The sequence below is a fragment of the Paenibacillus sp. WLX1005 genome, assembly GCF_046603685.1.
Taxonomy (GTDB): domain Bacteria; phylum Bacillota; class Bacilli; order Paenibacillales; family Paenibacillaceae; genus Saccharibacillus.
The window spans coordinates 3,784,741-3,807,483 of record NZ_CP176756.1 but is presented as its reverse complement, the minus strand read 5'-3'; the positions used below and the strand labels follow the sequence as shown (position 1 = coordinate 3,807,483).

The window sequence follows — 22,743 nt, the reverse complement described above, 5'->3', positions numbered from 1 at the left end:
ATTGTAGCGTATGACTGGCAGGAGGGAAACTATATGATCATTGATATTTGGGGCGGTGGAGCATTAGGATTACTGTTTTATAGCAAAATATCTGCGCATCTTGCTGATAACCAGCTCAACCTATGGTGCCGCACACAGGAGCAGGTTGACACGATACATAGTGAAGGCATTGTATTCCGCGAGCATGATACAGCTGAACCGCAAATTATGTTTCCCAATGAATCTTCCGGTTGCAACGTTTATGCTGTACATTCGCAAAGTACAAGCACATTGCTGCTTGCTGATCTGATTATCGTTACTATCAAACAGACGCATCTTACAGCATCATTCATTCAGCAACTCCAAACAAGGGTAAAGCAAGGAACTGCCATTATTTGTCTGCAAAATGGAGTGCGAGCAGATAATCCCTGGCCTGAGTCATGGCAGGTTTATGCCGCCATTACGACAGAGGGCGCGAAGAAATCAGCAGGCAATCACATTACCCACGCAGGGTATGGACAAACAGTCATAGGTCGAATGGATAGTCTCTATAGGTCAGATGATGCAACATCTCATATGGCAATATGCACGCAGAATGAACATGCTCATTTGTCTTTTTTAATAAATTTGTTTCAAAAGGCAGGATTCCAATCTTCTTTGTCGAAAGATATCGGGAAGGAAGTATACCGGAAGTTGATTATCAATGCCGTGATCAATCCTTTGACCGCAATATGGCGTGTGCCGAACGGAGAATTGCTGGCAAGTCATACGCGGGTGGAGCTGATGCGGCAATTGTTCATGGAAGCGGTTGAAGTGTATCGACGCAATCATATTCCGTACTCGGAGCATTGGTGGGACGATATCCTGAATGTATGCCGCGCAACAGCATCCAACACATCATCCATGCTCGCAGATGTTCAGCACAATCGGCGTACTGAGATTGCCTGGATAAACGGTACGATCATCGAGATGGCAAGGCGTACGGATTACCGTGCAGAAGCGCATGAGTGGATGTACCGATTCATTGAACCATTGACACTAGAGGAGGCTCCGTAAATGGGAGGATTGTTTGGTTGGCTGCTGAATGGCGCCATATTTTTAAGCCTTGTTCCCTTTATTCCTTTTATTGCTACTTATTTTATTATGATTCTGCGCAAAAAGGATAAAAAGCAGGCAATCACCTCCGCCATGGACGTGACAACACCATTTTTGTACATTTCGGTAGCAGCATTATTCAATACAATCTTTAACAGTGGGCTTGGATTCTACATTTTCTTGCTGATTTTGTTGCTGGCGATTGGTTTGATTGGAAGTGCACAGAATAGAATGAAGGGAAAAGTCGACTTTCAACGATTATTTCGCGCAGTATGGCGGCTATCCTTTTTCTTTCTGAGCTTAGGTTACATCGTTCTGCTGCTAATCGCAATTTTGCAATACATATCCCGCTAAACGTGTCGAAACTTGGAAAAAATATACTTGATGTCAGGTATTCGACCGTGGTGTGGAGCGTATTTTACGCTTCAATGTGACAAATATGTTGAAAAAAACGAAAAAAAACGATTTTTTTAAGTTTGAGATATAGATTTTTTTGACCACTGGTTGTATAATCTAAAAGCATATACCACATTTTTTTAGGGGGAAACTGCTAGATGAAAAGGAAAAGTTGGTTAGTACTTATGGCACTCGTACTGGCGTTCGGATCATTGCTTGCAGCATGCAGCAGCGGTTCTAACAGCACAGGTACAAGTGGAGAATCTGGAGAAGGAACAACAGCATCACAAGATCTGAAGATCAACATGAGCGCTGAACCTCCTACTTTTGATCCAGCTCAGGCAAAAGATAGTCAGACAAATACTGCCCTGAAGCTGATGTACGAAGGCCTTACACGCATGGGTGCGGATGGTAATCCAGCTCCAGGCGTTGCTGAGAAATGGGATGTTTCCGAAGACGGTTTGAAATATACTTTCCACCTTCGCGATAATGCAACCTGGAACAATGGCGAGCCTGTAACAGCAGAAGATTTTGCTTATGCTTGGGAACGCGTATTGAGCCCAGAAACAACTCCAGCATCTGAATATGCTTACCAGCTGTACTACCTGAAAAACGGCGAAGCTTTCAACACTGGTAAAATCAAAGATTTCTCCCAGGTTGGCGTAAAAGTCGTTGACGACAAAACGCTTGAAGTAACGCTGCAAGATCCTGCTCCTTACTGGTTGGGTCTGACTTCCTTCTACACGTACTATCCTGTAAACAAAAAGAATGTTGAAGCCAATGCTGAGTGGGCTTCCAAAGCAGATACTATGGTTACCAACGGACCATTCACAATGACGACTTGGACTACAGGTCAACAACTGGTTTGGACTAAAAACGATAAGTATTGGGATGCAAGCAACATCAAGCTGAACACCATTACTTCTTCGCTGGTTAACTCTGGCGCAACTGAGTATGCAAGTTACCAAAGCGGACAATTGGATTATGCAGGTTCACCAACTGGTGAAATTCCTACAGACCAAATCCCAGCTGCAAAACAACAGTTCCCAGATCAATTCAATGCAAAAGGTATTGCAAGTACGTACTACTATGAATTTAACAATAAAGAAAAACCTTTCGATAACGCTAAAATCCGTAAAGCATTCGCAATGTCGATCGATCGTCAAGCGATTGTGGATAACGTAACACTGGGCGGTCAAATCCCAGCTTATGGCTTTGTACCTCCAGGTATCAAAGGCGAAAGCGAAGAATTCCGTACAGAGCACAAAGACAGCTTCTTCACTGAAGATGTTGCACAAGCAAAAACATTGCTGGCAGAAGGTATGAAAGAAGAAGGTATCACTACTTTGCCTGCAATTACACTGATCTACAACTCCAGCGAAGCTCACCAAAAAGTGGCTCTGGCAATTGCTGATATGTGGAAGAAAAACCTTGGTGTCGATATCAAAACCGAAAACCAAGAGTGGAGCGTATTCCTGAACAACCGTCAAAGCGGTAACTACCAAATCGCTCGTGCTGGTTGGACAGCTGACTACAATGATCCAATGACGTTCATGGATATGTGGGTAACAAAAGGCGGTAACAATGATGCTGGTTATGCAAACTCTGCATACGACAAATTGATTACTGATGCAAAATCGACTCAAGACAACGCAAAACGTATGACTGATATGGCTGATGCAGAGAAAATGCTGATTCAAGATGATATGGCAATCATGCCAATCTACTACTACACTAGTATCTCTCTCGTAAAACCAAATCTTAAAGGTATTGTAGTTGACTTCAGTGGAGCAGTTGACTTCTCCAAAGCTTATTTCGAATAATTCAATAACTTATTTGGCAGTTAGATGATTGCTGCGGGGTATATGTGGGGATTTTCCAACCATATATATCCCGCTTTTATGTGTGTTTTGCGTTTTACCATATATTGCTTTTTATAACGTTGAATATTGCAAGTTTTAAACTTGTTTCTTTTAAATGATATGAAGATGAACGCAGTTTGTTGTAAACTGTGGAAGGAATATTATGGTTGAACGTGAAATCTAACAACTAACAAAGGAGGGCTCCGGAGAAATGGTTAGATATATCGCCAGCAAATTTTTCTTTATGCTAGTGTCTCTATTTATCCTGGTATCACTGACATTTTTTCTGATGAAAATCATTCCGGGTGATCCGTTCATGTCCGAGAAGGCTGTACAGCCTCAAATTAAAGCGCGCTTGATGGCGCAATACGGACTGGACCAGCCTATTCCGGTACAATATGTTCGCTATCTGGGCAATATTATCCAGGGGGATCTTGGTATTTCCATGAAATATCAAAACCAGGACGTAACCGGACGTATCGCACAAACATTTAAGCCTTCCCTGCAAATCGGTATTTTTGCGATTATTATTTCGATAGTGGTCGGGATTATACTCGGTATGGTGGCAGCATTGTATCACCGCAAATTGATTGACCATGTCGCCATGATTCTCGCGATTCTCGGTATAGCGGTTCCGAGCTTTGTGCTTGCAACGCTTATTCAGTACCTATTCGCCCTCAAGCTGGGCTGGTTTGACGTTATGGGCTTTAGCAAACCAAGCGATTTTGTATTGCCGGTCGCAGCACTTGCTGTTCAACCGATTGCATTTATCGCCCGTCTCACTCGTTCCAGCATGCTGGAAGTACTGAATTCCGATTACATCAAAACAGCCAAAGCCAAAGGTCTGAACGGCTTTACCATCATGACACGCCACGTAGTCCGTAACGGGATTTTGCCAGTCGTTACTTACGTTGGACCGATGACAGCGAACGTTATTACAGGTTCAGTCGTTATCGAGCAAATTTTCGGTATCGGTGGTATCGGTAAAGTGTTCGTCGAAAGTATTACGAACCGTGACTATACGATGATCATGGGTGTTACGATCTTCTACGGCGTCATTCTGATGCTGGCTCGTTTTATTACGGATATTCTATATGTTCTGATTGATCCTCGTATCAAACTGTCAGGCAAAAAGGGGGCTTAAACGTTGGCAGCAAATGGAAACCAAACTCCAAATCCTACACCAGGTGATGTAACGATTGATCCAACTGCACAGCAAAAGAGTGTCTCCCTGTTCCAGGATGCAATGTATCGTTTGACTCGCAATCCTGTAGCCATGATTAGTTTGGGAACACTGGTTGTGATCATTCTTATGGCAATTATTGGTCCACATATGGTGGCGTATAACTACTACAGCAATGATTTGATGAATACCAACAAACCACCTTCCGGTGAGCACTGGTTCGGAACCGATAACCTCGGTCGCGACATGTGGGTTCGTACTTGGATGGGCGCACGTATTTCCTTGATCGTCGGTTTCTCCGCAGCTTTGATTGACTTGCTGATTGGTGTAATCTACGGTGCAATTATGGGTTATGCTGGTGGTCGTACCGATGAAATTATGAACAAAATCTCCGAGATTTTGTACTCGATTCCTTATCTGCTGATCGTTATCCTGTTGCTCGTTGTTCTGGAGCCAGGTTTGCCAACGATCATCTTCGCACTCGCCGTAACAGGCTGGGTAACGATGTCGTGGATTGTTCGCGGGGAGATCATTCAATTGAAAAACCGCGACTTTATTCTGGCAGCACGTTCCATGGGTGCAGGTGCAGGACGTCAATTGTTCAAACACCTGTTGCCAAATGCATTAGGACCTATTATCGTAACAGTAACGCTTTCCGTTCCAAGTGCGATCTTTTCCGAGGCTTTCCTAAGCTTCCTCGGTCTGGGTGTACAAGCACCTGTATCGTCACTCGGTTCGATGATTAACGATGCATTGCAAGGATGGAATCTGTATCCTTGGCGTATGTGGTTCCCTGCTGGTCTGATCTGTTTGACTATGCTGGCATTCAACCTGCTGGGTGATGGTCTGCGTGACGCACTGGATCCGAAACTGAAAAAATAATTCATAGGAGGTGGGCTTAGTGGAGAAAATCTTATCAGTAAAAAATTTGAGCGTATCCTTCAATACTCGTGCCGGTGAATTTAAAGCCGTTAAAGATGTCAATTTCGAGATTGGCAGAGGGGAAACGCTGGGTATTGTCGGGGAGTCCGGTAGCGGTAAGAGTGTAACAGCTCAAACAATTATGCGTCTGATTCCTTCTCCGCCTTCTATTATTAAAAGTGGAGATATTACATTCCTTGGTGAAAGCCTGCTGAAGAAATCCGATAAGCAAATGGAGTCCATTCGTGGTAAAGACATCGGTATGATCTTCCAAGATCCGATGACTTCGCTGAATCCAACGATCAAGATCGGTAAGCAAATCACTGAAGTTCTGCGCAAGCACCAGAAGATGTCGGCAACAGAAGCGAAAAAATCAGCAATCGAAATGCTGAAACTGGTTGGCATCAAAAATGCCGAAGTTCGTTTTAACCATTATCCGCACCAATTCTCTGGTGGTATGCGTCAACGTGCTATGATCGCGATCGCACTCGCTTGCCGTCCGGCATTGCTGATTGCCGATGAGCCGACAACAGCGCTCGACGTAACGATTCAAGCACAAATTCTCGATCTGATGAAAGATATGCAGCAGAAGCTGGGTACTTCCATCATTCTGATTACGCATGATCTCGGCGTTGTTGCTGGCATGTGTGACCGCGTTGTTGTTATGAAAGAAGGGGATGTTGTCGAAACTGGCACAACCTCCGAAATCTTCAAAAATCCACAGCACGCATACACCAAACGTTTGCTTGGTGCATTGCCACGTCTGGATGAGCCGAAAAAACCGAAGTTGGCTTCTGCCATCGCTGGTTTGGACCCAACTCGTCCACTCGTTGAAGTAAGCAATCTGCGTCAGCATTTTAACTTGGGTAAAGGTAATATCCTAAAAGCTGTTAATGATATTAGCTTCAAAATCTACGAAGGTGAAACACTTGGCGTTGTAGGGGAGTCCGGTTGCGGTAAATCCACAACAGGACGTACGATGCTGCGTTTGTATGAGCCAACGGGAGGAAGCGTTAAATTTAACGGTACCGATATTTTCAGCCTCTCCCCACGTAAAATGAAAGCGATGCGTAAAGATATGCAAATGATCTTCCAAGATCCATATGCATCTCTGAATCCGCGCTTTAACGTTATGGATATTATCGGCGAATCGCTGGACATTCATGGTCTGGCAGGCAGCCGCGCAGAACGTAAAAAACGCGTAGAAGAACTGCTGGACATGGTAGGTTTGAACGCTAGTCATGCACTGCGTTATCCGCATGAGTTCTCTGGTGGTCAAAGACAGCGTATCGGTATTGCCCGTGCACTGGCAGTTAATCCGAAATTCATCATCTGTGACGAGCCATTGTCGGCATTGGACGTTTCGATCCAGGCACAGGTTGTGAAATTGCTGGAAGACCTGCAACAGCGTCTTGGTTTGACTTATCTGTTCATCGCGCATGACCTGTCCATGGTAAAACATATCAGTGACCGCGTTGCTGTTATGTACATGGGTAAAATTGTAGAGTTGGCAGAAAGTGAAGAGCTGTATGCGAACCCGCTGCACCCGTACACCAAAACATTGCTGTCCGCAATTCCGATTCCGGATCCAGATGTTGAAGTAAACAAGCGCAGAATTTTGCTGCCGGATGAGCAACAAGCACCAGTAGAGTCCGCGAACCCAGGTGCACCAAAAGATCCATTCGACCTCGACAACTCCGAGCTAATCGAAGTATCGCAGGGACACTGGGTAGCACAACCTATCGCTTAAAATTAGATATGCAAAAACCGCCATAATATTGGCGGTTTTTTTGTTTTTTCCAAAATACAAAAAAGATTGTTTAATGCTTTGACTAAAACTGGATACTTTCGTACAATCAAATAAGGTTTAGAAAGTTACATTAAGTAACAACGATGAGGAGGACCTTACCCCATGAATGTAGTTCCGGAGAGGCTACCTGCGAATCAGCCGCTGGCAGAGCGGTATATGAATGATTTTGCATCGGTAAGCAGCTTGTATAATATGAATGTGACTGATCCGCAGACATGGGTTCAGCGTGCCGCCTGGCTGGATCAGAATAAGCACTCCCGGATCGAGCGTGGAGCGTTAGTGGATTGTCTGACAGCTTACAATCTTGCCCATAACGATCATGAATCTGTGCGTCAGGCACTGGATACGCTGCGTCAGGAAGATACGCTGACCGTAGTTGGTGGTCAGCAGAGCGGTTTATTTACCGGCCCGTTGCTGGTTATTTATAAAGTCGTTACACTGATCCTATCTGCACGTGAAGCTTCAGCGAAGCTGGGACGTCCGGTTGTGCCAGTATTCTGGATTGCTGGAGAGGATCATGATTGGGATGAGGTGAATCATACGTATTTGCCCGATCTGCATGGAGAAGCGGTCAAAATCCGCATGGAGCATGAGCGTGGCGGTCATTCGCCGGTGAGTCGTACAGAGATCACCGAAGCACATATTCAGCCGGTTTTGAATCAATTTGAAAGCTTATTGCCGGACAGTGAGCATAAAAGTGAATGGATGACTGAATTGACTCGATGTATGCAGCAGTCCGATAATCTGAGCGATGCGTTTGCCCGTCAGTTGGGTCGTTTGTTCGGAAGATTTGGTCTGATTTTGCTAGATTCAGATCATCCCGATATGCGCCAGTTGGAGAAGCCTGTATTTCGTAAAATCATTGAACAAAATGACGATTTGACGAAGGCATATCTAGCATCTGCGGATCAGGTTCGGGCTGCCGGTTATGAAGAACAAGCAACGGTTGCTGAAGATGGCGCCAATCTGTTCTATATCCATACAGATGAAATTTATAACAATGAGCGTTTATTGTTGTTCAAGCGAAATGGTCTATTTACGGATCGTAAAGGCTTAGTTACCTTTACTCGTGATGAACTGTTGGATATGGTGGAGCAGCATCCAGAGCGCTTTAGCAACAATGTACTGACGCGTCCGCTTATGCAAGAATCGCTGTTCCCAGTGCTTGGTACGATTCTTGGTACAGGTGAGATTGCTTACTGGGCATTGACTCGTCAAGCATTTGACGTATTTGGATTGCAAATGCCACCCATTGTACCTCGGATGTCATTTACGATGGTAGAAGAGAAAATTCAGCAGTTGATGCAGCAGTTTGATCTGACTTTTGACGATGTGCGTCAGCGATTTGAAGAGATTCGCCAAAGTTGGCTGAATGAGCAGGAAGATTATAATTTGGATGTACGGTTTGAGCAGCTGCGTAAGCAGTTTGCTGATCTGTATCATCCATTTGTACAATCGCTGTCTCAAGTCGATCCGGCGCTTCTACATATTGCTGACAACAATCAGCACAAAATAGAAGCACAGATTGACTATCTATATCGCAAAAGTATCCATGCAGTGGAAAAGCAGCATGAAGTGGGACTTCGTCGACTGGATCGCATCGCCCATTCTCTTTATCCGTTTAACAAGCCACAGGAGCGGACGATTAACAGTTACTATTATATTGGACGCTACGGCGAGCGCTGGCTGGACCAGCTACTATCGATAGAACCGGATTTGAACGGCAGTCATCGTCTCATTTATATGTAATGAAAGAACAAAGCAAAAGCAGCCGACAACAATTGTTGGTTGCTTTTATTTTCATTAAACGATTAAATGGAAGTATAAATGAATTCAAAAAAGATGACAGGTTCATCGAAATAGTGGAGGAAATCGAACATGACATTGCCGTCCCTAGAAAAAAGTATTGTTGCGGATATGGCGCTTGCGCCGGAAGGACACCGCAAAATTGAATGGGTGGCTTCCCATATGCCGGTATTGAATCGGATCAAGGAAGAATTTGAACGCGATCTGCCTTTTCAAGGATTAAAAGTGACGATCTGTCTGCATCTGGAAGCGAAAACTGCTTATCTGGCAAAAGTAGTACAAGCAGGTGGCGCAGAGGTTACGATTACTGGTAGTAATCCGCTGTCCACGCAGGATGATGTATGTGCTGCTCTAGTGGAAGACGGTATTACTGTATTTGCAAAATACAATCCACATCCTACTGAATACAAATCGCTCGTTCTGCATGCGCTGGAAACGCGTCCTGATCTGATCATCGACGATGGCGGCGATCTGATCACATTGATGCACGGAGAACGTCCAGATCTGCTAGAAGGTATCCGTGGCGGTGCAGAAGAAACGACGACTGGCATTATCCGTCTAAAAGCTTTGCAAAAAGAAGGCACATTGACATTGCCGATGGTGGCAGTAAATGATGCATATTGCAAGCATCTGTTTGATAACCGTTACGGTACAGGTCAATCCGTATTTGATGGTATTATCCGTACTACCAACTTGATGATTGCCGGTTCAACTGTTGTTGTTGTCGGTTACGGCTGGTGTGGTAAAGGGGTAGCGATGCGTGCCAAAGGTCTGGGCGCTAACGTTATCGTAACTGAAGTTGATGCGATCAAAGCAGTCGAAGCGCATATGGACGGCTTCCATGTTATGCCGATGATCGAAGCGGCGAAACACGGTAATTTCTTTATTACGGTAACCGGTAATAAGAGCGTAATCGTAGGTGAGCATTACGATGTAATGAAAGATGGTGCGATCGTATGTAATGCTGGTCACTTCGATGTGGAAGCGAACAAGCCGGATCTGGCTGCGCGTGCTGTATCGATTCGTCATGCTCGTAAAAATATCGAAGAATATCAATTGCAGGACGGACGTCGCATTTACCTACTGGCTGAAGGTCGTCTAGTTAACCTAGGCGCAGCTGACGGTCACCCGGCAGAAATTATGGATATGACCTTTGCGCTGCAAGCGGTCGGACTTCGCTATGTGAATGAGAATTACGAGCAGCTTGGGGCGGGCGTCATCAATGTTCCTTACGAGCTGGATGAGCAAGTAGCACGCTATCGTCTGGAAAGTCTCGGTATTGGCATCGACAGCCTTACAGATGAACAGAAGAAGTATCTGGATAGCTGGTCTTGATTCATTTTGTCATTGGATAGAGCATCATTCGGTGGATAGAATGCAGCAATATGCAAACTATAAACTTGCAAGTTACTTGAGAATGAATATGCGACAAAGGACTATAAGCAAAAAGCCCGATTTCTTCGACAAGGAAGAATCGGGCTTTTTGCATGCTTTTTTGCAAAGCAACATGCTTCATTGCACAAAAAACGAAAAAAAGTATAATTTTTTTCAAAAAAATTGACATGTTGAGAAGGATTTTGATTTTAGTTGACGAATCTATTATGCTAGATAGGTGGAGGAAAGTGGTGCAAAGTGGGGAACGATGGGTAAAAGGAGTGAGCCGCCAATGTTCATGGGAGAATTTCAGCATAACATTGACGATAAGGGACGGATCATTATTCCGGCCAAATTTCGCGAACTTCTCGGCCAATCGTTTGTAATGACCCGCGGTTTGGACCATTGCCTTTTCATTTATCCACTAGAGGAGTGGTCTCTTCTTGAACAAAAGCTCAAATCGCTGTCTTTGATGAAGGCGGATGCACGCGCATTTACACGGTTTTTCTTTTCTGGTGCGGCTGAGGGCGAGTGGGATAAGCAGGGCAGGGTGAATGTACCCAGCAATCTGCGCCAGTACGCACAGCTGGACAAAGAATGCACCATTATCGGTGTATCGAATCGTGTGGAGATTTGGAGTCGTTCCGTTTGGGAACAATATTATAACGAATCAGAACAATCATTTAATGAAATTGCAGAAAAGCTGGTTGATTTTGATCTTGATCTGTAATCGTCTGGGAGGTTTAACAACTTGTTTCATCACATCACTGTATTAAAAGAAGAAGCGACCAATGCATTAGAGGTCAAGCCTGATGGCATTTATGTCGACTGCACGCTCGGGGGAGCAGGACACAGCAGCGTAATCGCAGCTGAGTTAGAAGCAGGTGGACGACTGATTGCCTTTGATCAGGATGATACTGCATTACGTAATGCCGAACAGGTACTATCACCATTTGCCGATGTCGTAACATTGATCAAAAGCAATTTCCGTCATTTGGAGGAAAAGCTTTTGGAAGCGGGTGTCCCGACAATAGAGGACGGTATTCCGCAGGTGGACGGTATTTTGTTTGATCTTGGCGTTTCTTCACCTCAATTTGACGATGCCGAGAGGGGATTCAGTTACAATCACGATGCCGCGCTAGATATGCGTATGGATCAGTCCAGCGAATTGACTGCACGAACCATTGTGAACACGTGGCCTGAAGACGAAATTGCCCGCATACTATATCGTTATGGCGAAGAAAAATTTTCAAGACGTATTGCTGCTGTGATTGGCAAGCGCCGTGCCGTACAGCCTATTGAAACAACAGGGGAACTGGCAGAGCTGGTCAAAGAAGGCATTCCGGCTGCGGCACGCAGAACCGGTGGTCATCCAGCCAAGCGCAGCTTTCAAGCGCTTCGTATTGCTGTCAATGATGAACTTGGCGCTTTTGAAGAAGCGCTGCAACAATCCATTCGATGCTTAAAACCGGGCGGACGCGTATCTGTTATTACCTTCCACTCGCTCGAGGATCGTTTGTGCAAGCAGATTTTTGCTGAAAAATTGGAAAAGAATGTGGCACCACCCGGATTTCCTGTGTATGTGAGTAACGGCGGTGAACTGAAACTGGTCAACCGCAAACCGGTACTTCCGTCTGATGATGAAATCACAACCAACAAGCGCGCAAGATCAGCCAAATTGCGAGTAGCGGAAAAGGTGGATAAACAAAACCAAAATCAACAATAAGGAGACGGGCTAATGGCTTATACAAGAGGAAATCTGGCGGTCAAGCAAAAGGAGACCGAAAAGGTTGTCCGTAAGTATCGCGAAACGACAAAAGTAGTAGTCCGACGTTCGGCTTTGCCTATGCAGGAGAAGATGCTGTATTTGGGTACCATTTTTGCCTGTGTGATCATTGCGGGAATTATCTTGTGGCGCTACGCTTATATTTATGAAGTGAACAAAAACGTTCAAAATATGGCAAGCGAAACGGCATCGCTGCAAAAGCAAGCCGTACAAAATGATCTCCGCAAACATCTATTGGAAAACGAAGTGGTGGAGCGTGCAACCGCTCTGGGATACATACAGCCCGATGCTGATCCAATTCAAGTTTCCCGTGAGAAGGGAACGACATCAACCTCGTCGCCGGATAGTCAAGACAGCAAGTAAAGCGAGGGATAAACGAAGTGAATAAACGAATCAGACTTCGCACTTTATTGATGGGAGGGTGCATTGCCCTCCTTTTTGTCGTCCTGGTCTTGCGTATTTTTTGGTTACAGATTGTACAGGGCTCCAGTTGGCATGAACGTGCTGTGGAGAACTGGACGCAAAATAGCGTAATCAAAGCTGCGCGCGGTACGATTACTGATCGTAATGGCAATGAGATGGCTATTGATGCACCTGCATATAATGTCGCACTCAATCCACAAATCATCGATAAATATGGTATCAAAGATGAAATTGTGAGCGGACTGCACGAGATTCTGGGCACTGATGAAGCCGAAATCGAAAAGCAAGCGACGTCCAAAAATGATCAGGGCGAATTGCGCACATGGCGTGAATTGAACACAGGTGGACATTTGATCGCTCAGGATAAAGCCGATCAGGTTAACGCCTTGATTACCAAGTTAAAGCAGCAGATCGATCAAAAGTATGATGCTGGCTTATATTTGACTGAAAGTTCCAAACGCTATTATCCACAAAATGAGCTAGCTTCTCACGTACTCGGCTATACGGACAAAGAAGGTAAAGCTGTTGCGGGCATTGAAGCGTATTATGATGAACAGCTCAAAGGCTCGGATGGTAAAATCCAGTATCAGCATGACCGTCAGGGCGATAAACTTCCCGATTCTGACGATGTATATACGCCTGCACAAAACGGTGATAATCTGAAACTGACGATTGATCAAACGATCCAATATTACACGGAGCAGGCGATGAAAAAGCAATATGCGGAACTGAAGCCGAAAAGTATTACCGCAATTGTAGCTGATCCCAATACAATGAATATTCTGGCGATGGCAAATATGCCTACCTTTGACCCGAATAAATATAATGAAGTACCAGCCGATCAATATAGCGATTTTATGAATCTAGGCATCAAAGGTATTTATGAGCCGGGTTCAACTTTCAAAATTGTAACATTGACCGGTGCTGTCAAAGAAAACTTGTTTAACGCAGACGCTACGTATCAATCTGGTTCGATCCGTGTAGGCGGTTGGACATTGCATGATAGTCACACTGGCTGGGGAGCGATTACGTATTTGTCCGGTTTGAAGCGTTCCAGTAACGTAGCCTTTGTTAAATTAGGTTATGAAATGCTGGGCGCCGAGAGACTGCGTAAATATATCGATGCTTTTGGCTTTGGTGTCAAAACAGGAGTCGATTTGCCAGGTGAAGCATCGGGTGCGATTAATTTCAATCCGAATATCAAGGTTGAAGTAGCGACTGCTGCTTATGGACACGGTAAAGTTCAGGTTACACCACTACAGCAACTTGCAGCAGTATCAGCGGTTGCCAATGGCGGTAAGCTGTTGACTCCGCATCTGGTACAGTCCATTACGAACCCGAATACTGGCGTCACAACAGATACACCTGTGCATGAAGTACGTCAGGTTATCGATTCCGCTACAGCCGCCAAAGTTCGCAGTTATCTGGAGCAAGTCGTATCTGACCAAGAAATTGGAACCGGGCGTCAAGCGTATATCGAAGGATATCGCGTCGCTGGTAAAACAGGTACAGCAATTAAAGTTAAAACCGACGGTTCTGGCGGATATGACAAAAATAAACAGGTTTCCTCGTTTATCGGTTTTGCTCCTGCTAACGATCCCAAAATCGCTGTCATCGTAGTTGTCGATGAACCGGCAGATCCACTGTATGGCGGTGGTAAAGCGGCAGCGCCAATTTTCAAAGAAATCGTTAGTCAGGCGCTTCCATATATGGGTGTAGCCAAAGTTGCTGAAGATGGAGCTACGACCCAGAAGAAGACTGCCAAAGTTCAACCTGTTCAAGTGGCGTATACTGCGCCAACGTTAACTGGTAAAGGATTGGACGAAGCGAAGAAGAAACTGCTAGCGGGTGGCATTGCGTATACCGTTGTAGGTTCTGGTACAAAGATTGTGAAGCAATATCCGGCAGCAGGCGCTCCACTGGTAAGTGGTCAAAGTATCTATCTGATGACGGAAGACCCGACTAAGATGGCGATTCCAGATTTAAAAGGGGAATCATTGCGCGATGCGATGCAATTGCTAAATCTGATGAAAGTACAGGTCACTACCGTCGGTACGGGATATGTTGCTGAACAGGTAGAGTCGGAAGGAAACGGTCGTCGGATCGTAACCCTGACACTCAAGTCTGCCAAAGCAACGGTAACCGGTGTAGACGATCCAGAAGAAAATGCAACCGGTAGTGATGGTAAATCAACAGACGATACTGCGAATAGCAACGCCGACACATCCAATAAAGAAAGTGATGACTCGTCTTCCTCCAGTACGTCTACGGATGATTCATCGTCTAGCACTACTGAAAAATCTAATAGTGCAACGACGCAAAAAGAAGATAATCCTGAAACTTCGGAAGAGGAAGAAGCTTCAACCAACTAGTTGATTTATGCATTATCTGTGATAACCCGGCAACGATCGGCGCCAGAAGCTTGCTTCTGGACGCTTGATTGTTGCCGGGTATCGTTATTAATTTTGGAAAAGAGGAATACGCATGTTGCTATCTGAAGCCGCAAAGCTGTTGATAACGTCCCGGATTCACGGTGATCCGGCTGCGGAATTTTCGGGAATGGAGGTGGATTCGCGCAAGGTTCAGCAGGGCGACTTGTTTATCTGTCTGCCTGGATTTACGGTAGATGGACATGATTTTGCTGACAAGGCAGTCAAGCAAGGTGCCGTTGCGCTTGTCGTAGAACGTGTACTGGAACTGGATGTACCGCAACTGGTCGTCAGTAGCTGCCGTCAGGCGATGGCAGTGCTAAGTGACACCTTTTTCGATCATCCTAGTCGTCGCTTGAATATGATTGGAGTTACGGGAACCAATGGTAAGACCACAACTTCTTATCTGATCGAGCGTATTATGAATGATCATCATATCAACACTGGACTGATTGGCACGATTGAGATGCGTTACAACGGTCAATCCATTCCGATGCCGCGCACTACACCAGAAGCGCTGGAGTTGCAGCGTTTGCTTGGCAAGATGGCAGATGACGGCGTACAGTGCTGTGTGATGGAAGTGTCATCACATGCGCTGGAACAAGGACGGGTCAAAGGAACGGATTATCGTACCGCCGTGTTCACGAACATCAGTCAGGATCATCTTGATTACCATCATACGATGGACGAATACATTGCCGCCAAAGGGTTGTTTTTTGCCCGGCTTGGCAATAGCTACGGTCAACCTCATGAGCGCAAATATGCAGTTTTGAACATCGACGATCCCGCAGCAGACTATTTCCGCCGTATTACCGCAGCTGATGTGATTACATACGGAGTAGAACAAGAAGCAGATGTACGCGCCTCTCAGATTGCTATTACATCCGCAGGCACGACGTTTCATGTGGATACCTTCCGCGGCTCTGCCGACATTACGTTGAAGATGGTTGGTACGTTTAATGTCTATAATGCTCTTGCCGCTTTGACTGCGGCCTTGATCGAAGACGTACCACTGGAACAAATTGCTGCCAGTCTGGAACGTATTCCTGGTGTAGACGGACGGGTCGAATTGGTCGATGCTGGTCAGCCTTTTGCTGTTATTGTCGATTATGCCCATACACCGGACGGGCTGGATAACGTATTGTCTACGATCAAGGAGTTTGCTGAGCAACGTGTAATTACGGTGTTTGGCTGTGGTGGTGATCGCGATCGTACGAAGCGTCCACTGATGGGCAAAGTAGCCGCAACGTATAGCGATTATACGTTTATTACCTCAGACAATCCGCGTACCGAAGAACCGCTATCGATCCTAAATGAAATCCAGACCGGTTTGCAGGAAGACCGCATTCCAACCGAGCGTTACGAGCTGATCGTTGATCGTCGTACCGCGATTCAAAAAGCGGTTGAAATGGCGCAGCCTGGCGATGTACTATTGATTGCGGGCAAAGGGCATGAAACGTACCAGATCATCGGTACAGAGGTTATCGATTTTGATGACCGGCTTGTAGCCAAAGAAGCGATAAGGGGTCTTAACCAGTGATAAAAACAACAATGGGTCAATTAGCCGATATGTGTGGTGGACAGCTACAAGGCGATGCGGAAGCCGTTTGGCATGGTGTCGTTATCGATTCACGCAAAGTGTATGAAGGTTGTCTGTTTATCCCGATTATTGGTGAGCGCGCTGACGGTCATGATTTTGTAGCGAATGTACTGTCTGCTGGAGCGGCAGTATCGTTCTGGCAGCATGATCATGGTACACCACCAGCTGGCAATATCATTCTTGTAGAAGATACATTGCAGGCGTTGCAGCAGTTGTCGCGTTCGTATCTGGATCAGGTACAGCCACGCGTGATCGGTATTACCGGCTCGAATGGCAAAACAACGACCAAGGATATGGTGGAAGCTTTGCTGAAGCAAGCCTATCGTGTGCACAAAACGCAGGGCAATTTTAATAGTCATATCGGTCTGCCTTTGACCATTCTTGATATGTCTCCTGATACCGAAATGCTCATTCTGGAAATGGGGATGCGTGCGCGCCGCGAAATTGAGCTACTATCCAATATCGCTCGTCCACATGCTGTCATCATTACCAATATTGGCGAATCGCATCTGGAGCAGCTCGGTACACGTGAGGAAATCGCTCGTGCCAAGCTGGAAATTGTCAGCGGCTTGCAGGCTGGCGGTTTACTGATCTATAACGGCGATGAGCCGCTGCTGCATCAGGTACTGGCGGAACCGGAACTGAAGCAACGAGATATGACTACACTGACCTTCGGCGTGGAGCAGCAGAATGATCTGCATGTGACCGGCGTGATGGCACAGGGACGAACTACGATTTTCACAACGAATGATCTGCCAGATGATGCTTGGACGCTGCCGTTGCCAGGATTGCACAATGTAACAAACGCGCTGTCTGCGATGGCGGTTGCACGCCATTTCCAAGTAACGGATGAGCAGATCCGTATCGGTCTATCCCAGCTGCAATTGTCCGGTATGCGAATTGAACAGCTGGATGGACGCCAAGGCTCCACATTGCTAAACGACGCTTACAACGCGAGTCCAAGCTCGATGCGCGCCGCACTGGATGTGCTGAGCAGTATGAAAGGTCACAGCCGCCGCATTGCGGTACTGGGCGATATGCTGGAGCTAGGCAGCGAAGAACAGACCTACCATGAGCAAATGGGCATCTATGCGGCGGAACATGCAGATCTAGTGTTTACGTATGGTGAACGTGGTCAATTCATCGCTGCGGGAGCATTGCGTCAGATGCCATCGGAGCTGGTATACAGCTATACGTCCAAGCCAGAGCTGATTCAGGCGCTGCTGGAGACGGTGCAGCAAGGGGATGTCGTGCTGGTCAAAGCATCCCGTGGTATGAGACTGGAGGAAGTTATACAGGCGCTGATGCCTGATTCAATAAGCCAAGCAGAAGCGCTGGAGGAGTAAATGTAATGGATTTTCAATTATTGTTATTGGCGGCAGCCGCATCATTTATTTTATCGCTTATTGCGATGCCGATTCTGATTCCATTGCTGCGCCGGATTAAATTCGGTCAGCAAGTGCGAGATGACGGACCGCAAACGCATTTGAAAAAAGCGGGTACGCCGACGATGGGCGGTATTGTCATCATTTTGGCGGCAACGATCGTGTACATCAAATTTTCAGTGATCGACATCAATTTCTGGGTGTTGCTTACATCAACGGTCGGTTTTGGTCTGATCGGCTTTCTGGACGATTATATCAAAATCGGTCTGAAACGTTCGCTTGGTCTGACTGCCAAGCAGAAGCTGATTTTGCAATTGCTGTTCTCAGCCATTATCTGCTTCCTGTTGATTCAAAAAGGTCATAGTACAGCGCTGGCGATTCCGGGCACTGATTTTGCTTTTGACTGGGGTCCATGGTTTTACTATCCATTTATCGTTATTATGTTGCTCGCGATCACCAATGCGGTTAACTTTACCGATGGTGTGGATGGGTTGCTGTCTGGGGTCAGTGCGATTGCATTTGCTGCGTATGCGGTCATCGCGATTCAGATGTCCTCACCAGCCGCAGCGGTTTGTGCAGCGGCGATGATTGGTGCAGTACTTGGTTTTCTCGTATTCAATGCCCATCCAGCCAAAGTGTTTATGGGCGATATGGGGTCGCTCGGGATTGGCGGTGCAATCGGCGGTATCGCGATTGTAACCAAAAGCGAGCTGTTGTTCCTCATTATCGGACTTGTATTCGTCATTGAGCTGCTTTCCGTCGTTATTCAAGTCGTCTCGTACAAAACGCGCAACGGCAAACGGGTATTCAAAATGGCACCGATTCATCACCATTTTGAATTGTCTGGCTGGTCGGAGTGGCGCGTCGTAACGACGTTCTGGGCAGTAAGCCTAATTCTGGCTGTGATTGGAGTCTATATTAGCAAGGGGTTGTCCTGATGAATGATCCTCAATCGTACGCTGGTCAGCAGGTCGTTGTGATCGGTCTGGCTCGTAGTGGTGTAGAAGCTGCCAAAGCGCTACATCGCCTCGGTGCCATCGTTACCGTCAACGATCTGAAGCCGCGTGAACAATCGCCGGAAGCGGCAGAACTGGAAGCACTGAATATTGAAGTGATCTGCGGTGGTCATCCAGAAGGATTGATCCATGAAGGATTAGCACTGCTGGTCAAAAATCCGGGTATCCCGTATACAGCACCGCCAATCCGGCAGGCGTTGGAGCTTGGCGTAGAGGTCATTACGGAGGTTGAGCTTGCTTATCGCTTGACTGATATTCCGATGATTGGTATCACTGGCTCCAATGGTAAAACGACGACAACCACATGGGTAGGCAAAATGCTGGAATCTTCGCATTTACATCCTATCGTTGGCGGTAATATCGGCATTCCACTCTGTCAGGCAGTAGCGGAAGCTGATCCTGCTGTGGAACATATCATCGTTGCTGAATTGAGCAGCTTTCAGTTAAAAGGTACACAGGATTTCAATCCACGTATCGCTTGTCTGCTCAATGTGGCAGAGACGCATCTGGATTATCATGGCACAATGGACGATTACGTCGAATCCAAGCGTAAAATTTTTGCCAATCAAGGTGAGCAGGATACCGCCGTATTGAATTGGGATGATAGCTATTGTCGCAGTATAATTCCGTATCTGCGTGCAGGCAGGATTGTTCCTTTTTCGATCTACGAAGAACTAGGTAGTGCGATTGCCAATGCTACGCAATCCAGCGAACAGCCGTTAGCAGCAGCGCTGTATGTATCGCCATCGTATATCGAAGATGTGGAAGATGAATTAGAACGTAGTATCATGTATCATGATGAGCACGGCGAAGTGGAGATTTTGCCGGTATCGCAGGTTGGTATTCCGGGGCGCTATAATATCGCCAATGCGCTGGCTGCCTGTGCGATATCGATTGCCGCTGGCTGCAAACCTACGGAACTATCACAATCGCTGCAAAGCTTCCGCGGTGTAGAGCATCGTCTGGAATATGTGCGCCAGCATGAAGGTGTTGAGTATTACAACAACTCCAAAGCGACCAATACGAAAGCAACGCTGACAGCGTTATCCGCATTTCAGGATCGGGATATCGTATTGATCGGCGGTGGGCTGGACCGGGGTTCCGATTATATGGATCTGCTGCCTGCATTGCAAAGTCAGGTGAAGGCGCTCGTACTGCTGGGGCAAACTCGCCACAAGCTGGCACAGGTTGCACAGCAGGCTGGTATTACACAGATTGCTGTGATTGACGAAACGGATAATACCGTCCAAGCGATTGCTGAAGCTGTACAAGCGGCAGGGCAATTTGCTGCATCTGGTGATATTGTACTGTTATCACCTGCTTGCGCGAGCTGGGATATGTTCTCGTCGTACGAAGTACGCGGCGAACAATTCAAAGATGCTGTGCAAGCACTATAAAGGTGTATATGCAATGTAACATTGTTCATATGCTGGAAAGCTGTTTATTCATGTGAAAGGGATTCTTTCCCTTTTAAAAAGTGAACATGCAACAGCATCCAAATGAACATTCGATCGTTCTTTCCATTTTTGCCATATACATTTGGATCATTTCCAACCAATTCCAATAGCTACACAACTTTCAGAGGAAAGGAGGAATACATGATGCGTATTATTTTGACAGGTGGCGGCACGGGTGGTCATATTTATCCGGCACTGGCGATTGCTGAGCAATTCAAGGAACAAGGCATCAAAGCCGAATTTCTGTACATTGGTGGCAAACGTGGACTGGAAACGAAGATCGTACCGGAAACGCGGATGCGTTTTGAATCGATTGATATTACGGGGTTTAGAAGGCGATTATTTTCGCTGGAAAATATACGTACAGTCAACCGCTTCATTCAGGGTGTGAAACATTCAAAGCAGATGATTCGCGACTTTAAACCAGATATCGTGATTGGTACAGGTGGATATGTATGCGGTCCTGTTGTGTATGCAGCAGCCAAATTGGGTGTTCCAACGCTCGTACATGAGCAAAATGCTGTACCGGGATTGACCAATCTGTTTTTGAGCGGTTATTCCAGCACAGTAGCTGTCAGCTTTGAAGATGCGATCCCACGGTTTAAACGTGCTAAACACGTGCTATTTACCGGCAATCCACGTGCCACTATGGTTCAGCATGCTGATCGTGAACGCGGACTGGCTTCGCTTGGATTGCCCGCAGATGCCCAGATCGTAATGATTGTCGGTGGTAGTCGAGGAGCTAGAGCGCTCGTTGAAGCGATGGTACAAACAGCTCCACTGCTCAAAAACAAGCCTAACGTACACTATGTGTTCGTTACTGGCGAGATTTACTACGATGAGATTTACGAACGGATCAATGATGCGGTCGATTCCATTCCGACGCATTTGCATATTTTGCCGTATATCCCGAATATGCCGGAAGTACTGGCTGGAACGGCGCTGCTGATCGGTCGAGCTGGAGCTTCTTCGCTGGCGGAGATTACATCGCTTGGCACGCCATCCATTCTCATTCCGTCACCCAATGTAACGAACAATCATCAGGAAGCGAATGCACTCGCATTGCGCAAGGCTGGAGCAGCCGAGATGCTGCTAGAGCGTGATCTGACTGGCGATTCGCTGATTGCTTTGATCGACCGGATTATGGATGATGAGGAGGAGCGCCAGAAGATGTCGGTAGCTGCCAAAACTCTGGGCACACCGCAATCCGCCTTTTTACTAGTGGAAGAGATTCAGCGCTTAACCCAGAATCGCAAAAGTAACAAATAATCGCAGCTGCATCACAGCTCGTTATGCAAACAAAGGCGTGAACGACTGACGGCAAGCTCAACGTACCTGCCTGTACTGCCGGGCGCTATAAATACGAAATACTGGAGACATGCCATGCCTAAGCGAAAATTGATTGTTGTCCCGAAAAATGAACCTACTGCCAATGTACGACCTTCCGTCAAACGCAAGCCGCTAATCAGCGCCAAAACGAGATGGATCGTTATACTGAGCATTCTGTTTGTTATCGTGGCGGGTGTCGTATTCTGGTTTTCGCCGGTTGGCAAAATTTCGCAGATTACGTTTACCGGCAACGCGTTTACGTCCAAAACAGATTTGTTCAACGCAACCCGTCTTGCTAAAGGCGATGCTTTTTACGGTACATCTGCTTCTACGATCAAAGAACGGTTACTCACCATTCCAGCGATCAAGGATGCAGTGATTACGAAGCATTTTCCAGGTCAGGTGAATATTCAAATTACCGAGTATCCGGTCGTAGCGTATGAGCTGGCAAGCTCTGGTGAGCTTACAGCGATATTACAAAGCGGCACATCGGTACGCGCCGATGACCGTGGGGTTGCTGTGGAGAAGCCCGTTCTGACCCAGTGGGGAGATTATGCCAAGGAAAAAGTAGAGTTATGCAAAGTACTTGGCAATATTCCGAATGAGTTAACGTCGGACATCTCGGAAATTATGCCTTCGCCTACGCCGTCCTTTCCAGATCGGATTATGATCTATACCCGTTCACAGTTTGAAGTGATTACAAGTATTTCGCTATTGTCGGACAAAGTCGAGTATTTAAACCAGGTTATTGAGACACAGCCTCCGGGCTTGATCACGATGCTGGAAGCCGACTCCTATACACCATTCAAGCCGGAAGCAGCCGATGATAGCGAAGTTCCGGTTGGACAATAAGTTGTTATTTTTCCTATTCTAACAGGGCTGCACGGTCTCT

The 22,743-nt window shown here is 46.4% G+C and carries 18 protein-coding genes; all 18 read left to right on the top strand.

Annotation, left to right across the window (positions count from 1 at the left end):
- The first annotated feature begins 33 nt into the window (after positions 1–33).
- The 18 genes from ACE3MZ_RS16270 (at position 34) to ACE3MZ_RS16185 (ending at position 22,703) form a co-directional block, all read left to right on the top strand.
- Positions 34–1,035 (top strand): ketopantoate reductase family protein, encoded by a 1,002-nt coding sequence (locus ACE3MZ_RS16270; RefSeq protein ID WP_411343187.1) that lies wholly within the window; start codon positions 34–36, stop codon positions 1,033–1,035.
- Positions 1,036–1,428 (top strand): DUF3397 domain-containing protein, encoded by a 393-nt coding sequence (locus ACE3MZ_RS16265; RefSeq protein ID WP_411343186.1) that lies wholly within the window; start codon positions 1,036–1,038, stop codon positions 1,426–1,428.
- Positions 1,429–1,628: 200 nt separating this feature from the next.
- Positions 1,629–3,293: a peptide ABC transporter substrate-binding protein gene (locus tag ACE3MZ_RS16260; RefSeq protein ID WP_411343185.1), complete on the top strand. Its 1,665-nt coding sequence runs from the start codon at positions 1,629–1,631 to the stop codon at positions 3,291–3,293.
- A 250-nt stretch (positions 3,294–3,543) separates the two neighbouring features.
- The gene (locus ACE3MZ_RS16255; RefSeq protein ID WP_411343184.1) at positions 3,544–4,476 is read left to right on the top strand and encodes an ABC transporter permease; all 933 of its coding nucleotides are present in this window, start codon (positions 3,544–3,546) and stop codon (positions 4,474–4,476) included.
- A gap of 54 nt (positions 4,477–4,530) precedes the next feature.
- On the top strand, positions 4,531–5,397 hold the full coding sequence (locus ACE3MZ_RS16250; protein ID WP_411346821.1) for an ABC transporter permease: 867 nt from the start codon (positions 4,531–4,533) through the stop codon (positions 5,395–5,397).
- 19 nt (positions 5,398–5,416) lie between these two features.
- Positions 5,417–7,186, top strand: a complete 1,770-nt coding sequence (locus ACE3MZ_RS16245) for a dipeptide ABC transporter ATP-binding protein (RefSeq protein ID WP_411343183.1) — start codon at positions 5,417–5,419, stop codon at positions 7,184–7,186.
- A gap of 162 nt (positions 7,187–7,348) precedes the next feature.
- Positions 7,349–8,995 carry a bacillithiol biosynthesis cysteine-adding enzyme BshC gene (gene bshC, locus ACE3MZ_RS16240; protein WP_411343182.1) on the top strand — a complete coding sequence of 549 codons (1,647 nt, stop codon included), beginning with the start codon at positions 7,349–7,351 and terminating at the stop codon, positions 8,993–8,995.
- Between the two features lie 129 nt (positions 8,996–9,124).
- Complete coding sequence (locus ACE3MZ_RS16235) at positions 9,125–10,387, top strand: adenosylhomocysteinase (protein WP_411343181.1); 1,263 nt, start codon at positions 9,125–9,127, stop codon at positions 10,385–10,387.
- Between the two features lie 331 nt (positions 10,388–10,718).
- Positions 10,719–11,156 (top strand): division/cell wall cluster transcriptional repressor MraZ, encoded by a 438-nt coding sequence (mraZ, locus tag ACE3MZ_RS16230; RefSeq protein ID WP_411343180.1) that lies wholly within the window; start codon positions 10,719–10,721, stop codon positions 11,154–11,156.
- 21 nt (positions 11,157–11,177) lie between these two features.
- Positions 11,178–12,152 (top strand): 16S rRNA (cytosine(1402)-N(4))-methyltransferase RsmH, encoded by a 975-nt coding sequence (rsmH, locus tag ACE3MZ_RS16225; RefSeq protein WP_411343179.1) that lies wholly within the window; start codon positions 11,178–11,180, stop codon positions 12,150–12,152.
- Between the two features lie 12 nt (positions 12,153–12,164).
- Positions 12,165–12,575: a hypothetical protein gene (locus tag ACE3MZ_RS16220; RefSeq protein ID WP_411343178.1), complete on the top strand. Its 411-nt coding sequence runs from the start codon at positions 12,165–12,167 to the stop codon at positions 12,573–12,575.
- A 17-nt stretch (positions 12,576–12,592) separates the two neighbouring features.
- A complete protein-coding gene (locus tag ACE3MZ_RS16215) occupies positions 12,593–15,007 on the top strand; it encodes a penicillin-binding transpeptidase domain-containing protein (protein WP_411343177.1) in 2,415 nt (804 codons plus the stop codon).
- Positions 15,008–15,119: 112 nt separating this feature from the next.
- Entirely contained in the window at positions 15,120–16,604 is a 1,485-nt protein-coding gene (locus ACE3MZ_RS16210; RefSeq protein ID WP_411343176.1) for a UDP-N-acetylmuramoyl-L-alanyl-D-glutamate--2,6-diaminopimelate ligase, read from the top strand.
- On the top strand, positions 16,604–18,010 hold the full coding sequence (locus tag ACE3MZ_RS16205; protein ID WP_411346820.1) for a UDP-N-acetylmuramoyl-tripeptide--D-alanyl-D-alanine ligase: 1,407 nt from the start codon (positions 16,604–16,606) through the stop codon (positions 18,008–18,010). The genes ACE3MZ_RS16210 and ACE3MZ_RS16205 overlap by 1 nt, the downstream gene beginning before the upstream one ends.
- A gap of 5 nt (positions 18,011–18,015) precedes the next feature.
- On the top strand, positions 18,016–18,987 hold the full coding sequence (mraY, locus tag ACE3MZ_RS16200; protein WP_411343175.1) for a phospho-N-acetylmuramoyl-pentapeptide-transferase: 972 nt from the start codon (positions 18,016–18,018) through the stop codon (positions 18,985–18,987).
- Entirely contained in the window at positions 18,987–20,462 is a 1,476-nt protein-coding gene (murD, locus tag ACE3MZ_RS16195; protein ID WP_411343174.1) for a UDP-N-acetylmuramoyl-L-alanine--D-glutamate ligase, read from the top strand. The genes mraY and murD overlap by 1 nt, the downstream gene beginning before the upstream one ends.
- A gap of 204 nt (positions 20,463–20,666) precedes the next feature.
- Positions 20,667–21,791 (top strand): undecaprenyldiphospho-muramoylpentapeptide beta-N-acetylglucosaminyltransferase, encoded by a 1,125-nt coding sequence (murG, locus tag ACE3MZ_RS16190; RefSeq protein ID WP_411346819.1) that lies wholly within the window; start codon positions 20,667–20,669, stop codon positions 21,789–21,791.
- A gap of 114 nt (positions 21,792–21,905) precedes the next feature.
- The gene (locus tag ACE3MZ_RS16185) at positions 21,906–22,703 is read left to right on the top strand and encodes a cell division protein FtsQ/DivIB (protein ID WP_411343173.1); all 798 of its coding nucleotides are present in this window, start codon (positions 21,906–21,908) and stop codon (positions 22,701–22,703) included.
- Positions 22,704–22,743: the final 40 nt, after the last annotated feature.

Coding starts and splice junctions, on each gene's coding strand:
- ACE3MZ_RS16270 (WP_411343187.1), top strand. CDS start 34: ATGATCATTGATATTTGGGGCGGTGGAGCATTAGGATTACTGTTTTAT.
- ACE3MZ_RS16265 (WP_411343186.1), top strand. CDS start 1,036: ATGGGAGGATTGTTTGGTTGGCTGCTGAATGGCGCCATATTTTTAAGC.
- ACE3MZ_RS16260 (WP_411343185.1), top strand. CDS start 1,629: ATGAAAAGGAAAAGTTGGTTAGTACTTATGGCACTCGTACTGGCGTTC.
- ACE3MZ_RS16255 (WP_411343184.1), top strand. CDS start 3,544: ATGGTTAGATATATCGCCAGCAAATTTTTCTTTATGCTAGTGTCTCTA.
- bshC (WP_411343182.1), top strand. CDS start 7,349: ATGAATGTAGTTCCGGAGAGGCTACCTGCGAATCAGCCGCTGGCAGAG.
- ACE3MZ_RS16235 (WP_411343181.1), top strand. CDS start 9,125: ATGACATTGCCGTCCCTAGAAAAAAGTATTGTTGCGGATATGGCGCTT.
- mraZ (WP_411343180.1), top strand. CDS start 10,719: ATGTTCATGGGAGAATTTCAGCATAACATTGACGATAAGGGACGGATC.
- ACE3MZ_RS16220 (WP_411343178.1), top strand. CDS start 12,165: ATGGCTTATACAAGAGGAAATCTGGCGGTCAAGCAAAAGGAGACCGAA.
- ACE3MZ_RS16210 (WP_411343176.1), top strand. CDS start 15,120: ATGTTGCTATCTGAAGCCGCAAAGCTGTTGATAACGTCCCGGATTCAC.
- mraY (WP_411343175.1), top strand. CDS start 18,016: ATGGATTTTCAATTATTGTTATTGGCGGCAGCCGCATCATTTATTTTA.
- murD (WP_411343174.1), top strand. CDS start 18,987: ATGAATGATCCTCAATCGTACGCTGGTCAGCAGGTCGTTGTGATCGGT.
- murG (WP_411346819.1), top strand. CDS start 20,667: ATGCGTATTATTTTGACAGGTGGCGGCACGGGTGGTCATATTTATCCG.
- ACE3MZ_RS16185 (WP_411343173.1), top strand. CDS start 21,906: ATGCCTAAGCGAAAATTGATTGTTGTCCCGAAAAATGAACCTACTGCC.